Source organism: Propioniferax innocua, from assembly GCF_006716235.1.
Taxonomy (GTDB): domain Bacteria; phylum Actinomycetota; class Actinomycetes; order Propionibacteriales; family Propionibacteriaceae; genus Propioniferax; species Propioniferax innocua.
Genome location: NZ_VFOR01000002.1, coordinates 503,574 through 517,580 on the forward strand (window position 1 = coordinate 503,574; position 14,007 = coordinate 517,580).

General features: G+C 63.7%; 15 protein-coding genes and 1 pseudogene. 7 read left to right on the forward strand and 9 right to left on the reverse strand.

Annotated elements, in window-relative coordinates; all coding sequences use genetic code 11:
- Positions 1-2 precede the first annotated feature (2 nt).
- Together FB460_RS09015 and FB460_RS09020 are read left to right on the forward strand one after the other, a co-directional pair.
- Positions 3-377: a hypothetical protein gene (locus FB460_RS09015; protein WP_142093791.1), complete on the forward strand. Its 375-nt coding sequence runs from the start codon at positions 3-5 to the stop codon at positions 375-377.
- 289 nt (positions 378-666) lie between these two features.
- Complete coding sequence (locus FB460_RS09020) at positions 667-1,398, forward strand: 4a-hydroxytetrahydrobiopterin dehydratase (protein WP_211345928.1); 732 nt, start codon at positions 667-669, stop codon at positions 1,396-1,398.
- Between the two features lie 90 nt (positions 1,399-1,488).
- Here FB460_RS09020 and FB460_RS09025 read toward each other — a convergent pair whose 3' ends face one another.
- The 8 genes from FB460_RS09025 to mdlC form a co-directional block, all read right to left on the reverse strand.
- Positions 1,489-2,025, reverse strand: a complete 537-nt coding sequence (locus FB460_RS09025) for a 2,4'-dihydroxyacetophenone dioxygenase family protein (protein WP_142093793.1) — start codon at positions 2,023-2,025, stop codon at positions 1,489-1,491.
- A gap of 89 nt (positions 2,026-2,114) precedes the next feature.
- Positions 2,115-3,128 (reverse strand): amidohydrolase family protein, encoded by a 1,014-nt coding sequence (locus tag FB460_RS09030; RefSeq protein WP_142093794.1) that lies wholly within the window; start codon positions 3,126-3,128, stop codon positions 2,115-2,117.
- Positions 3,125-4,033: a DODA-type extradiol aromatic ring-opening family dioxygenase gene (locus FB460_RS09035; protein ID WP_142093795.1), complete on the reverse strand. Its 909-nt coding sequence runs from the start codon at positions 4,031-4,033 to the stop codon at positions 3,125-3,127. The genes FB460_RS09030 and FB460_RS09035 overlap by 4 nt, the downstream gene beginning before the upstream one ends.
- Positions 4,018-4,317 carry a hypothetical protein gene (locus tag FB460_RS09040; RefSeq protein ID WP_142093796.1) on the reverse strand — a complete coding sequence of 100 codons (300 nt, stop codon included), beginning with the start codon at positions 4,315-4,317 and terminating at the stop codon, positions 4,018-4,020. Before FB460_RS09040 ends, FB460_RS09035 begins: the two co-directional genes overlap by 16 nt.
- Complete coding sequence (locus FB460_RS09045) at positions 4,314-5,504, reverse strand: 4-hydroxybenzoate 3-monooxygenase (RefSeq protein ID WP_281281836.1); 1,191 nt, start codon at positions 5,502-5,504, stop codon at positions 4,314-4,316. Before FB460_RS09045 ends, FB460_RS09040 begins: the two co-directional genes overlap by 4 nt.
- Positions 5,491-6,660, reverse strand: coding sequence for an MFS transporter (locus FB460_RS09050; RefSeq protein ID WP_246044345.1), 1,170 nt, complete (start codon positions 6,658-6,660; stop codon positions 5,491-5,493). The genes FB460_RS09045 and FB460_RS09050 overlap by 14 nt, the downstream gene beginning before the upstream one ends.
- 127 nt (positions 6,661-6,787) lie before the next feature.
- The gene (locus FB460_RS09055) at positions 6,788-8,242 is read right to left on the reverse strand and encodes a benzaldehyde dehydrogenase (protein WP_142093800.1); all 1,455 of its coding nucleotides are present in this window, start codon (positions 8,240-8,242) and stop codon (positions 6,788-6,790) included.
- A 74-nt stretch (positions 8,243-8,316) separates the two neighbouring features.
- Positions 8,317-9,903, reverse strand: coding sequence for a benzoylformate decarboxylase (gene mdlC, locus FB460_RS09060; protein WP_142093801.1), 1,587 nt, complete (start codon positions 9,901-9,903; stop codon positions 8,317-8,319).
- 109 nt (positions 9,904-10,012) lie between these two features.
- Between mdlC and FB460_RS09065 the strand changes: the two genes are divergently transcribed.
- The 5 genes and pseudogenes from FB460_RS09065 to FB460_RS09090 all read left to right on the forward strand — a co-directional run bounded on the left by FB460_RS09065 (position 10,013) and on the right by FB460_RS09090 (position 13,600).
- On the forward strand, positions 10,013-10,954 hold the full coding sequence (locus FB460_RS09065) for a LysR family transcriptional regulator (protein ID WP_142093803.1): 942 nt from the start codon (positions 10,013-10,015) through the stop codon (positions 10,952-10,954).
- 351 nt (positions 10,955-11,305) lie between these two features.
- Positions 11,306-12,430, forward strand: a pseudogene (locus FB460_RS09075) (serine hydrolase domain-containing protein).
- On the forward strand, positions 12,415-12,609 hold the full coding sequence (locus tag FB460_RS09080) for a hypothetical protein (protein ID WP_142093806.1): 195 nt from the start codon (positions 12,415-12,417) through the stop codon (positions 12,607-12,609). Before FB460_RS09075 ends, FB460_RS09080 begins: the two are co-directional and overlap by 16 nt.
- A gap of 125 nt (positions 12,610-12,734) precedes the next feature.
- Positions 12,735-13,052: a hypothetical protein gene (locus FB460_RS09085; RefSeq protein ID WP_142093807.1), complete on the forward strand. Its 318-nt coding sequence runs from the start codon at positions 12,735-12,737 to the stop codon at positions 13,050-13,052.
- Positions 13,053-13,102: 50 nt separating this feature from the next.
- Positions 13,103-13,600 carry a hypothetical protein gene (locus FB460_RS09090; protein WP_142093808.1) on the forward strand — a complete coding sequence of 166 codons (498 nt, stop codon included), beginning with the start codon at positions 13,103-13,105 and terminating at the stop codon, positions 13,598-13,600.
- A 31-nt stretch (positions 13,601-13,631) separates the two neighbouring features.
- Here FB460_RS09090 and FB460_RS09095 read toward each other — a convergent pair whose 3' ends face one another.
- On the reverse strand, positions 13,632-13,910 hold the full coding sequence (locus FB460_RS09095) for a DUF2568 domain-containing protein (protein WP_142093809.1): 279 nt from the start codon (positions 13,908-13,910) through the stop codon (positions 13,632-13,634).
- Between the last annotated feature and the right edge of the window lie 97 nt (positions 13,911-14,007).

Here is a 14,007-nt window from a genome sequence, read left to right on the forward strand (position 1 = left end):
CGGTGACCGCATGGCAGGTGCTCGGGCTCATCGCGCTGCTCGGCGTGGTGATTCTGACGACGCTCTCCTACGGTGCCGCCACCCATCAGTTGCGTCGAGACACCCGGATCGGGCTACCTGGAAAGGCCCTGCTCACTTCGAACAAGGCGTGGAATGACGGCCACCGTGCCGCACTCCCCTGGCTCATCGTCGCCGACGGTGCCATGTTCGTGGTGATGATCGCGGCGATGATCGCGGTGGAGGCGAACTCGGCGCTTCCGGCCGTGGCTGTCGTGCTCGGCGGTCTGGCCACCGTCGCCGCTCTCGTACGCGGGACTCAGGTGGCCAATGGTTCGGCGGACAGGGTGCGTCGACGGTCCAAGCGTCAACTCCGCTGAGTCTGCGGCGTCGAACCCTGCCGCATCGGTGTTTCCATCTGCCGCAGCGGACCCGCCCCACCTACCGCATCGAACCCTGCCGCCACCTCTACGTTGCGCCGGGCAGACGCGGCCCAGCGTCAAGATGGAACCCCCGCTCAAGCACCACAAGCCACTACACCAAGCCAAACGCCACCCACCTCTACGTTGCGCCGGGCAGACGCGGCCCAACGTCAAGGTGGGGCCTCGGGTCTCAGGCGTTACCGGTAGCGTGACTCGCATCACCATCCGGCGCTCGAAGGAGGACGCGATGAAGCTCGACATCACCACGTTGCCCGAGGGCTGGCGTCCTCTCGACGCAACCATCTGCGCCCGTTATCGAACCGGCAACTTCGCGACCGGACTCAGTTTCGTCCAACAGGTCGGCGAGCTGGCCGAGGAAGCAGATCATCACCCCGATGTGACGTTGACGTTCCCCACCGTGGAGGTGCTGCTGATCAGCCATGACGTCGGCGAGGTCACCGACCGCGATCTCGCGCTCGCAGGCCGGATCACCCAGCTCGCGACCGAACGCGGTCTCGAGCCCGATCTCGAACGCACCCACGAGGTGTCGGCGTGGGTTCCGGCATCGCCCGAAGACGTCTACGCATTGGTCTCGAATGTGCCCCGCACCGGCGAGTGGAGCCCCACCTGCCGGAGTGCCGAATGGCACGATCCAGCGCAGACCGGCGTCGGCGCATTGTTCACCGGTCACAACGACGACGGAAAACGCCAGTGGACCTCTACCTCGAAGGTGACCGCCGCTGAACCTGGCGAGCGGTTCGAATGGGAGGTCAACGACGGCGCCACGCGCTGGGGCTACGTCCTCGCGCCGCACGAAGGCGGGACGCTGGTCACCCATACCTGGCACTTCACCGAGCGTGGGCACGCCTTCTTCATGGAGAAGTTCCCCAAGCCCTTGGTGGGCATGGCCAAACGCGAACAGGCTGCCCGTAAAGACATGCCGATCACTCTCACGCGAATCGCACGGCTCTTGGGGTGACCCAACCGCACCACGCTCCACTCCGGCGTTGCGCCGCATAGACACGGCACAACGCCGGAGTGGAGCGCTAAGTGAATACGGAGTCCGCTGTCAGCGGGTCAACTCGTCGATCAAATGCGCGCCCAAACCAACCTTCTCATAGTGCTCCTTGCACACCTGGATGTAGTCGAACACGTCGAAATGTCCGATGCTCTCACCGTTCTCGTCGAGCCAGATCAGCGGGCCTTTGACCACGAAGTGCACTCGCATGGGCTCATCAGACTCATACGCCACCAGTGTGTGTGAACCACCCGGCGTCTCATACACGAAAGACCCGGCTGTAGCGGTCCAGTCGTACTCCAGGTATGCCCATTTGCCGCTGATCGTCCACGCGAACACCTCCTGAGGGTGGTAGTGCCGATTGACGAGTCCGGCTTCCTTGGCCATGAGCACATCGGCCCACATATTTTGCTGGACGTTGATCCACAAGGGTCGAGAGAACGCCGTGTCGCTCAAGGGCGCGAAATAGCGCTCATCACTGAGATCGGCAGCATTTGGAATATGCACCTCGGGCAGTGACCCAGGCTTGGAGTAGTTCTCGATCGGCTTGATGCCCCGCCAGAACTCCGTTGTTGCTTCTTCGGGCATGTTCCCTCCTGTTGCCTTCTTCCTGTCTTCTGCGGGCTGTTCGCCGCCCTTGACTGTGTGATGGTGACTCGTCTTTGAGCGGTCATGCCTCACCTGGGCCCGGAAGCGATCTCTATCCCGAGAAGCTTTGCAGCCGAGCTGAGAACGATGGCAGCCTGCTGTGGCTCCACCGACGCCTCGACGAACTGCACAGGTGCGCGCTCGGCGAGATCGAACGGGAAGTCGGTGCCCATGAGCACATGTTCGGGCCCCACCTGCGCCACGAGTGAACGCAGCAGGTCGGCGTCGAAGACGGCGGTGTCGTAGTACAACTCGTCGATGTGGTTCCGTGGGTCATCATCGATCGTGTGTGCTTGCGGTTTACGGTCCCACCCCATGGAGAGACGCCCACGCAGGGAGGGAAGACAACCACCTCCATGCGCCAGACAGAGCGGAAAGCGATGCCGCGAGGTCACACCACCGAAGATCAAGCGGGACGCCGCCAACGCGGTCTCCATGGGGTAGCCGACGAGTTGTGGGAACCAAAAGTCTCCGGTGCGTTCAGGATTCGGCGAACCGCTCGGGTGCAGGAACGTGAAGACCCGACGCTCAGCGAGAAGCGCCCACAGTGGCTCGTTCACCTCGGCATCTAAGTCTTTGCCCGCGCCTTGAGATCCGATAGCGATACCGGCCATGCCGAGGTCGTCCAGACACCGACGCGCCTCATCGGCGGCCACATCCAGACCGACCGGCGCGGTCCCCAAGGCGACGAGCCTGTCCGGGGCGATGCCGACGAGTTCGGCCAACGCGTCATTCCCGCGACGCACGATCTCGAGGGCCAGATCCGGATCCGGGCAGGACGAGGCCATGAGGAACGGCGGCAGCGACACCGCGTGGATATCCACACCCGCTGCGTCCATCGCCTTGAGTCGGCTCCGCACGTCGTACATCATGCGAGGCAGCGGAAGCTTGGCTGCCGGTCCGACGCCGCTCACGCGCGGGTCGAGCCACACTTTCGCATCACTCAGCTCGCCGAGATCGCACAACCCCTCGTCCTGCAACCACTCGAGCACTGGCATCGGCATGGCGTGCGCGTGCACGTCGATGATCGGTCCGGGGTTCATCGTGTGCCTCCCTGTCTCCCGTCGGCGGAGAAGATCGATGTCGCGGGACCATCCCCGATGGTCCCGTCCACCTCGTGTACAGCGACGCCCATGCCGTTGATCCACTCATGAATCGGCTCATAGGCCACGGCAGTCGTGGTGATGGGTGGCGCGCCGGCCTCCGGCGACATGGCACCAGCGACAGTGACCCATGCGCGGATCTCCCCGGTGCCGTTACCGGCCAGCATGAGTTCCTCATTGCCGATGTCGAGAAGGTCGGGTGGGCAGCCTTGCTCCAGTCGGCGCAGGAACCACAGGTCGAAGTCGATATCGATATCACCGACACGTGGCTCACCCACGAAATGGGACGGACCGCCGGCTCCCACCAGCAAAACACGTTCTAGGCCATCGTGAGCTCGGATGGCCTGCCCCAACGCGATTCCGAAGTTCCAGCAGTGACGCAATGTCATCAACGGTTCGTAAGTACAGTTCATGATCATCGGAACCAGCGGCAATGACGCGTCGGGGCTGAGCGAGTGATAGACGGTCATGAAGCCGTGATCCACGGTCAGATCATGTGAGAGTCCGGGCATATGCCCACGAGCGATGGTCCCTGCGAGGATGTGTTCGGCGAGTTCGGGCGCCCCGGGAACCTGCACACGATCAATACCGAGCCACTTCTCCACCGGCCCGAGGTGAGTCTCTCCCAAACCGACGCTCACCTGCGGCAGATTGTCGAGGAAGAAATTGGTGAAGTGCTCTCCAGAGACCATCACCACCGCTTGAGGCTCCAGTGCGAGGGCCCGGCTCTCGGCCTCGTGCAGGCCGGCGAAGAACCGTTCAGCCATCTCGGGCTGCGCCGATTCGGGATTCGCCGACATCATCGGCGCATGGGCGCTGCTGTAGGCCATCACGATGTCAGCCATCGGACCTCCTGGTTGTGACGCATGCGTTCGGCTTCACCTTCGGGGAAGAGCACAGCGTAATCAGCTCGTTTCCACCCCATCTGGCGGCAGAACGCGTTGATGAGCACCGGGTGGACGCCCAATTCGTACAGGGCTCCTACATCGGCGCGATCGAGTGCGGTGCGTTCGGCGTCGGTCAATTCGTAGCCGTCGGTCTCCACCTTGTCGGCGGGCCGATCGTTGTCGATCTTCTCCAGTTCACGGAGGTGGTCGAACAGGCATCGCTGCATCCAGTAACGACTCATGCCAAGGCCTTTCCGGCCCAGCCGGTGTAGGCGTCAGCGAGCCAAGCCCTTCCGTGGTCGGATTCCAGCAGCATCCGCAGCTCTCCGAGCGAGCGCTTGCGGTCGAAGCCACTGTCATCAGCAGTGGTGTGCAGCATGGAGGTCATCCAGTAGGAGAAGTGCTGTGCCTTCCACACGCGGTCGAGGCAACGTCCGCTGTACTCGTCAAGCATGGCGTCATCACCTGTTTCAGCCCAGCGCCCCAGCACATCCCCCAAGATGCGAACATCCTGTAGCGCAAGGTTCAGTCCCTTGGCCCCCGTGGGCGGCACAGTGTGGGCAGCATCTCCGGCGAGGAAGAGCTTGCCCCAACGCATCGGTTCGGAGACGAAGCTGCGAAACGGCAGCACGACCTTCTCGGTGACAGGCCCCTCGTTGATCTCGAACCCGTTGAAATTCAATCGAGAACGGAAGGTCTCCCAGATCTGCTCGTCGCTCCAGTCCTCGGCGCGCTCGCGCGGATCGCATTGGAAGTAGAGCCGCTGGAGGGTCTCGGTGCGTTGACTGACGAGCGCGAATCCAGCCTCGGAACGGGAGTAGATGAGTTCCTCATGGCTGGGTGGGGTCTCCACCAGGACGCCGAACCAGGCAAAGGGGTATTCGCGAAAGTGTGCGGTGCGGTGCTGCTCGGGAATCGCGCCGCGACAGACGCTACGTGAGCCATCGGCACCAACCAGCAGGTCGCACTCGATCTCCACCGTGCCACCGCTGTCCGGGTCGGAGTAGGTGATGAGAGGTCGGGATTCCACGTCGGAGACCTGTGCCGGTCCGACGCCGTACCGAATATCGCCCCCGTCCGCCTCACGACGGTCAGCGAGGTCGATGAACACGTCGGTCTGGGGGTACAGGTAGGTCGACGCGCCGACCAGCTCCTGGAAGTCGATGGGATGCCGCTCCCCCTCGATCCTGATGTCGATGCCGTCATGACGGTCACCATCGGTGAGGATGCGGTCGCTGACCCCGTCGAGCAGCAGGTCGGCCGACCCCTGCTCCAGGATCCCGGCCCGATGGGTGTTCTCGATCTCGTGGCGCGTTCGCGCCTCGACGACGATGTGGTCGATGCCCTGCTGTGCCAGAAGATGCGAGAGCATCAAGCCTGCCGGGCCTCCTCCGACAATTCCGATACGAGTTCGTTCACGCTTGGGCACGGGCAGCCTCCTGTTGCGATTCGGTGTTCTTGAGAACCTGTTCGTGGGGCACCATCACAATGGCCAGAAGCCCCAGCACCGCCACAGCGGCGAAGAAGTAGAAGCCCCACGGGTAGGCGATCCCCGCAGTCACAAGAGCACCGGTGACCAGCGGTCCCACGATGGCGCCCAGACGTCCCACTGCCGACGCCAGCCCGATCGCAGTGTTGCGCACCTCGGGGGCGAAGGTGTGGGCGATGTAGGCGTAGATCAACACCATCGCGCTGAACACGAAGATGCCGGTGATGAAAATGACGAGATTCACCAACCACGGGCTCTTCATCTGCACCGACAGCAGCGCGAGCAATGCTGCGGAGACGCCGAACCACAGCAGGATCGTGGGCTTGACGCCGCGTCGGTCTGCGATGCTTCCGGCGAGCAGGAGCCCAGCGACCGCGCCGGCATTGAGCACAAACAGCATGGTGATGGAGCTGGCGACGCCGTATCCGGCTTCACGCATCAGCTGCGGCAGCCATGTGTTGAGGCCGTAGACCAGCAGCAGCCCCATGAAGGACCCGATCCAGACACCGACGATCGCCTTCCGGTGGCCGGGCTGGAAGAGACTCGCCCGGGCAGCGTCCTCCTTCTCGCGGCTCGCCAGGAAGGCTTCGGATTCAGGAAGCTTGAACCACATCACCGGGACGACGAGCAAACCAATGACGCCGCCGAGGTAGAAAAGCAGCTGCCAGTCGGGAACCACGGCCAGCGCCACGAGCGAGGCAACGACCGCACCGGCGTGGTATCCGGTCATGGTCAAGGTGCTGGAGTGCGACCGTTTGGATTCGGGCAGATGCTCCGCCATCAGCGTCAACGCGGTGGGCATACATGCGCCGAGTCCAAGGCCTGCGATGAGCCGGAAGACCGCGAAGATCTCGACCGAACCAGCCAGCGGAATCACCAACGTGAACACCGAGAACAGGAAGATCGAGCCGATCAGCACGAGGCGTCGTCCGATCCGGTCGGCGATGGGCCCCACAGCCGCCGCACCAATGGCGACGCCGATCAACGACACCGTGGCCACCAGTGTCGCGCCACCCTTGTCGAACCCCATGTGCCCGTCCTTGATGAGGGTGGGAATGATCGCTCCCAAGGCGACCAGATCGAAACCTTCGAGCATCACGGTGACCCAGCACAGGACACTCGGCCACGCGGACGCGCCTGCTCGTTGTTGTGTGTTTTCCGAGCCCGTAGCTCGGGAGGTGAATGAAGACATCATCGTCCTTTCCAGCTCGTGCTTGGGCAGGTCAGAAGGGATAATCGGCAATCTGCGGACGCATGGTCAGCCACTGCACCTCGGTGAACGCTTCGATATCGGCCGCAGCGCCACCGAATCGGCTGCCATTGCCTGAGTCCTTGACACCGCCGAAGGGGACGTTGGGTTCGTCGGAGACGGTCTGCTCATTGATGTGGATCTTCCCCGAATCCACCAGGTCGGCGAGCTCCATCGCCATGCCAACCTCACCGAGAATGCCGACCGAGAGTCCGTACTCGGAGTCGTTCACCAGTTCCGCGGCTTCCTCGATGGATGCGAAGGTCACCACCGGGGCGACCGGGCCGAAGATCTCCTCGCGCCATGCCGGGGAATCCTTGTCACAGGAGATGACCGTGGGCGGATAGAAGCGTCCAGCGGGTTCGCCACCGCCGTGGACGGTGTCCCCGGCGTCCCTGGCTGCGGTGACGATGCGATGCACGTGCTCACGTTGTTTGTCGTCGATGATCGGGCCGAGAGCCACCTCGTCGGTGTAGGGGTTTCCGACCGGCAAGTGGCGGGCCTTCTCGGTCAACGCAGCGATGTATTCTTCCGCAATCGACTCGTGCACAAGGTGGCGTCCGGTGGTCATACAGATCTGGCCCTGGTGGAGCCACGATCCGAAGGCGCCGGCCGAGGCGGCTTTGGCAACATCCGCTCCCGGCAGGACGACGAGGGCATTGTTGCCACCCAGCTCAAGATGAACACGCTTCAAGGCACCCGACGCAGCAGCGCCGACATGGCGTCCAGCACCGGTTGAACCGGTGAACGAGACCACTGCCACCTCCGGGGCGGTCACCACGGCCTTGCCAACCTCGGCATCCCCCGGGAGCACATGCAGGAGCCCTTCGGGCAGGCCGGCTTCCTCGAAGATCCGCGCGATGGTGACCCCACCAGAGACAGCCGTGCGCGGATCAGGCTTGAGCACCACGGCATTGCCGAGCGCGAGGGCCGGTGCCACCGAGCGGATGGCGAGCAACAGCGGGAAGTTGAACGGGGCGATGACCGTCACCACACCTGCCGGACGTCTGCGGGACATCGACCAGCGATCCTCGTTGGAGGCGAGCATCTCACCGGTCGGATGCGTCGGCAACGCCGCAGCCTCCCAGCATGCATCAGCCGTCTGGGCCACCTCGAGTTCCGCCTTCGCGCGCACTGAGCCCGCTTCCCGGATGAGCCACTCCTGCACCTCACCGGCGCGCTCCTGCCACAGCTGGGCAGCCCGGCGCAGCACTTGCGCCCGCACAGAGGGAGCGGCTTTACCCCAATCACGCTGGGCGGCGGCTGCTGCCGTCGAGGAAGCAAGGGCCTGGTTCGCATCTGCCATTCCGACTGCACCCAGAGTCTCACCAGTCGCTGCCTCGACCACGGTGTGCGGAGAAGCCGCACCGACACACCAGTCACCGTTGAAGATCTTCTCGTTCCAGATGTTCTGTGTCAGCAGGCTCATGAGTACTCCTTCGTCTATGGCCCGAATCGTTGCGCGGGCAGCAGTCGTGCCGGTCAGGTCAGAAATCAGAGGGATCAGGGTTGAGTGAGCGCAGTGTCGATCTGCAGGAGGCGGGGCCCCTCGGGGCGAGGCACAGCAAGCAGTTCGTCAAGGGCTTCGGCGTCGGGGAGATGGAGGGCAGGCAGGTCGTAACCGGCGGCGATCCTGGTGAGATCCATGCCCGGAACATCGAGTCCGGGAACCTCACCCACATCGAGCAGGTCAGCGAACCATCGAAGGGCCCCGTAGGTGCCATTGCGGAGGATCACGATGTCCACATCGACGCCCAGGTTCACCGCAGACCACAGAGCTGGCAGGGCGTAATTCGCCGACCCATCACCGATGACACCGACGACGTGGCGGCCGGTGCCAAGGTCACGGTGAGCCAGTGCTGCGCCGACCGCCGCAGGAAGCCCGAATCCCAACGCGCCTGAGGCCGGGAAGAAGTACGAGCCTTGGTGACGCAGATCCATCTGCTTCCAGAAGGAGCTGTTCGTGGAGGTGGATTCCACGATATAAGCAGTATCAGTGGGCATGCGCTTGCGCAGTGCCGCGAAGACTTCCTCGGGGTGGGTTCCACCCTCGGCACAGGAAGGCTCATCGGGGATCGAATGGTTGTGGCTCGTGTGCGTGGAGGGCAGGGCGCCGAGCAGTGCCTCGATGACCGCGCGGGGTTCAGCGACGAAGGCTTCGCCCATGGGTGCCCGGGCTGCGGCGGCAAGGTCGTCGGTGACCTGCAGCAGACGGGTTCCCTCGGCAAGAAGGTCACCGGGGACGTTCTGGTGGTAGCGGAACACCGGAGCCCCGAGAACCACGACGAGATCGTACGGTGCCAAGGCCTGGGAGATGGGAGCGATACCTGCGGGCAGCACACCACGAAACAGTTCGTGGCGGTTCGGAAACGGAAGCCGGAACAGCGAAGGCGCGGCCCACACAGGAGAGCCAAGACGCTCGGCGAGTTGGACAGCCCGATCATTGAGTCCATCGGTGTCGATGTCTCCACCCAACACAAGGACTGGACGCTTGGCCGCCTGCACCAGGTCCACCACGCGACGTATCTGCCCAGCGGTGGGTTCCCGCCCCACAGTCACGCTTCGCCGGGACGCCAGACGAGCGTTGTCGTTGCATTCCACGTCCCAGTCGTCGTAGGGGACCGAGAGGTAGGTGGGCATGCGTCGGCCCACCGCGGTGTGGATGGCTTCGGCCAAGGCACGCGGAACGTCCTGCGCATCGGCCGGCTCGGCGGCCCAGTCCACCAGCGGCTTGGCCAGCATCGTGGCGTCGACGTTTGCCAGCATTCCCTCCATGCCGATGACTCCACGGACCTGCTGGCCGGCCGAGATCACCAACGGTGTCCGGGAATAGCGCGCATTGAGCAATGCCCCCATGGCATTTCCTGTACCTGAACCAGCGTGCAGGTTGCAGAAGGCAGGTCGACCGGTGACCTGCGCCCATGCATCAGCCATGCCCACAACAACGCCTTCGTGGAGGCCGAGCACGTATTCAATGCTCCCGGGGAGGTCAACGAGGAAGGGAAGCTCATTGGATCCGGGATTCCCGAAGATCCGGGTGATGCCGTTCTCGACGAGAACTTGATGCGCAGTGGTGCGCACATCAGTCATGGGTTCACTCCCTCCTCATTGACGGGTACGAGAAACCTAAAGCGAGCGGCACCAACTATCCAATAGATCTTGTGGCGCGACTCACATAGACTGCATCTATAGTTGGGGCATGCCGAAGGTTGATCTGAATTTGGTACGGACGTTCGTCACGGTCTTCGAGACCCGCTCGGTAACGGCAGCGGCACGCAGTCTCCATTTGACCCAGCCCACAGTGACGCACAGCCTAAACCGGCTCCGACGCCAGCTCGAGGACGACCTGTTCGTGCGCAGCCCGCAGGGCGTAACGCCGACTGCAGTAGCGGTGCGCGCATATCCACGGTTCATCGAAGCTCTCAACGCGATCGATAGCGTGTTCCTGCAGTCGGCTCCATTCCAACCGGCCACGTCGACATCGACGTTCCGCGTCGGGATGTCCGACGCCGGCGAGGTTTCGGTGCTACCACCACTGGCAGCGGCCATTACCGAGTCAGCACCCCACGCGAGTATCGAGGTGGCTCCGCTGGACATCGACCTGGTCGAACGTCAACTCACGCACGGCGAACTGGACTGTTTCGTCTCGAGCGCACAATTCCACTCACCCTTGATCAACCGCGACGAGCTGTTTCAGGAGCGATACGTGGCGCTCGTGGCTGATGAGCACCCCCGCATCGGCACGTCAGTCACCGCGCATGCCCTGGACGCCGAACCGCACATCGCCGTCGTCGGAGTGACCGGTCACCAAGAGCCGGCTCGCCTCCAACGTGAACGCGACGTACACATTCGCGTTCAGGTTCCGCGGTTCACCGCTGTCCCTCACCTGGTGGCCCAGAGTGACGCGGTGGCGATCCTCCCCCACTACATCGCAGAGGGCTTCACCGATGGCGGAAGTCTGCGCTGGGTCGATCTGCCGTGGCCCGTCGCACCCATCAAGGTCTGCCTCCACGCACGCCATCCCCACTCACGTTCCCCCGAGCAGGCATGGTTCATCGACACTGCGCGTGAAGCGCTGCGTCGGCGCTATGGCGATGGAAGCACCCCGGCCACCGAGCCTGAGGAGCCACCCACCCATTGACCGTTCGATATGCGCCTGTCTCTGATCAGCATCCTCAGAGACCAGCGATCCAATCCTCACCTACGAATTCCCTTCAGGGGTATCTCAGCAACGGGTCGGCTTCGATCAGGGTGACCCAGGAGGCACACGCCGCACACTGTCCTACGCTTGTAGTTGAGCAAGCGGTGCCGCTGCTCAGAAGGGTAACGATGCGTACCCCGCTGCGCTTTCTCACCGCGCTGCTCGCCCTCATGGCGAGTTTTCTCCTCCTCACCTCCGGCACCGATCGGGCCGCACAACCGGCCCCGCTGCTCCGTCCACCACCCCGCCGAAATCACCAAGGCTGACGTCGGTGCCTGGCTCGATAGCGCTGTGTTTCCCATGCTGGATCAGGCCGAAGCCCCCGGTGTCACCGTTTCGGTCGTTCACGACGGCGAGCTGCTCACTGCCCGCGGCTACGGCAGCTCCGACCGGGCCACACGGCTCCATGACTGCGCCACTCCCGTCGATCCCGAACGCCATCTGTTCCGCATCGGTTCGGTCTCGAAACTGTTCACTGCGGTTTCGGCGATGCCGCTCGTCGGAGAGGGGCAATTGGGCCTCGACGCCGATGTGCAGAAATACTTGGATTTCGACTCAACACACCCAGGGGCACGGTGACCGCCCGCCACCTCCTCACACACAGGTGGCTTCGAGGAGTACATGGGCGAAGGCTTCATAGTGCCCACACCTGAACAGATGAAGCCACTGGGAGAAGCCGTGCAGGATCAGCCTGACCAGATCTACGAACCCGACACCGTGACGGCGTACTCCAACTTCGGCACAGCTCTGCTGGGTCGGCTCGTCGAGATCATTAGTGGCCAGAGCTACGCCGATTACGTCGACCAGCACATCCTCCAGCCCCTCGATATGACGCACTCAAGTGCTGCTCAACCGCTGCCCGCCGACCTGCAGCCCGACATGGTCTCAGGCTTCACCACGTTCGCGGGCACCGAGCCTGCGCCGTTCGAGCACATCTCCGGCGCCCCGGTGAGGTCGATTTCTGCAACGAGCGTCGACATGGCCAGGTTCATGAACTTCGCGCTCGGGCATGAGCCGCGGATCCTGAAGCGAGAAACCCTGCAAGTGATGCAGACGCCCGCCCTCGACCCAAGCAAGGCTGGCGTGGCCACCACGTCCACCGAGACCATGGGGTTGCAGTTCTGGCTGGGTCAACGCAACGGCCACGACATCGTCTATCACAGCGGAGACACCGGCGTGTTCCACAGCATGTTGATGGCCGTCCCCGACAAGGATCTGGCGGTCTTCATCTCCAGCAATGGCAACGGCAACGGTGACATCAACATGCGCGCCCTCATCGCGTCATTCGACGACCGCTATCTGGGTGCTGCTGCTCCTGTGGGCCCGGCCATCGACAGCGCACCGGAGGACGCCGCGAACTCGCCGGCAGCTACGCCCTTTCGCGTCAACAGAGGTCCGGCGTGCTCAAGCTCGTGAGCCCGATCTCGCAGATGCACGCCTCGGCCGATGCCGACGGCACCCTCACTCTCGCCGGCATGAAGCTCCGGGAGGCGAGCCCGAGCGTCTGGCAGCAGTTCGAAGGCCGTGACCCGATGGGTGGAGCCATCCATCGGGTCACGGCACGCTCGTTCTCTTCTCGGCGCATTCGCTGCTGAAGGTCCCGTGGTATGAGCACAAGCATCTGGTGTTCGGGCTGGCGCTGTTCTGGGTCATCGTCACCGTGGCTGCGGCCGTGGCACTGCGTCGCAGAAGGGCGTCCCGGGCTTGAGAGGCGGAACAGGTGTCGCGGCTGACGCTGTGGGCTCGGCGTCTGACCCCATTCGCGGCCTTCGCGCCGCTCGCCGTGCTGATGGCCATGATGTTCGTGCAGAGCATGACGAACATGACGCCCGCTCCCGTTCTGGTGCACATTGCGCACGTGTTCATCGTGATCGCGCTGATCGCCGGGGTGGCCGCAGCCGTACGGGCGGTCAGGGCGTTCCGAGGATACGACGGGTGGCGTCCGATCGTCGGCAACGGCGTCCTGACGCTGGCGTTGCTGGTGTTCGCCATCCAATGCGTGCAGTTCAACCTGCTCGATTTCGGAGTTCGCTTCTGAAGGAAACCGCGGGCCGTTCCCACCTCAGGACGGGTGAGACGATCAGGAGCATGACGCCAGAGGTCACGCGCAAGACACTGTCCGACAAGCTGATACGAGAGTTCTGCACCATCGGATCCGAACTGGATTGGACGCTGGGCTCCGACGCCACCCAACGCCACCTGGAGTCCCGCGGTTGGGCCATCATCGACGACCTGTCGATGAAGTACGGAGACATGTCCGCCTCCGTCGTGGGCGGTGAGGCATGGACGTTGACGATCAACGTGATGCACACCCGTTGGGCTCTCGACGCCGACAAGCATCGTGGCCCCGGGGCCGCACGTATCCGTCACGTCATCGGTCTCGTGCGTGAGACGTTGGGAGCCGAGCCAGAGCCCATCAAACTCGACACGGGGAAATTCGCGGCCCGCTGGCTCCTGCCACCCGGGACGTCGGTGCTGGTGGAGGAATCGCACCTCCGTCATCTCTCGGTCGAGAGCACCGAGGCAGAGCGTTTCCGCGTGGAGAAGCCTCACAAGTACGCGCAGTATCTGGACGTGGACGAGTAGGCCGGCCGTCCCGATTCGGGCTGCAGTCGCGTCACGTGGACAGGCGGCGGTGGACCAGCACGGCCAACACGACGGCTCCGATGATGAACCAGATGATCCGCAACGTGATGTCCACCGGGTCCGGGAGGGCGATCGGCGCCTTCGGCGCGTGGAGTGTGCCCCACCACGCGGCCATCACCGCCACGCCCAGGACCCCGGCCAGGGGATGGATCAGCCGCCATCCGGCCGCGGCGATGGTTGCATAGACCGCCATTTCGGCGGCGAACACCGCCACGTCGAATGGGGCCACACCGGTGTCCTTCAACTCCACTCCTCGCACATTGGCTCGCACAGACCCTAGGGCAGCAATGCGTCAGAATCATGCTTCTGGGGTCAACGCTCGATGAACATCGCGCTGGCTGTGTTAC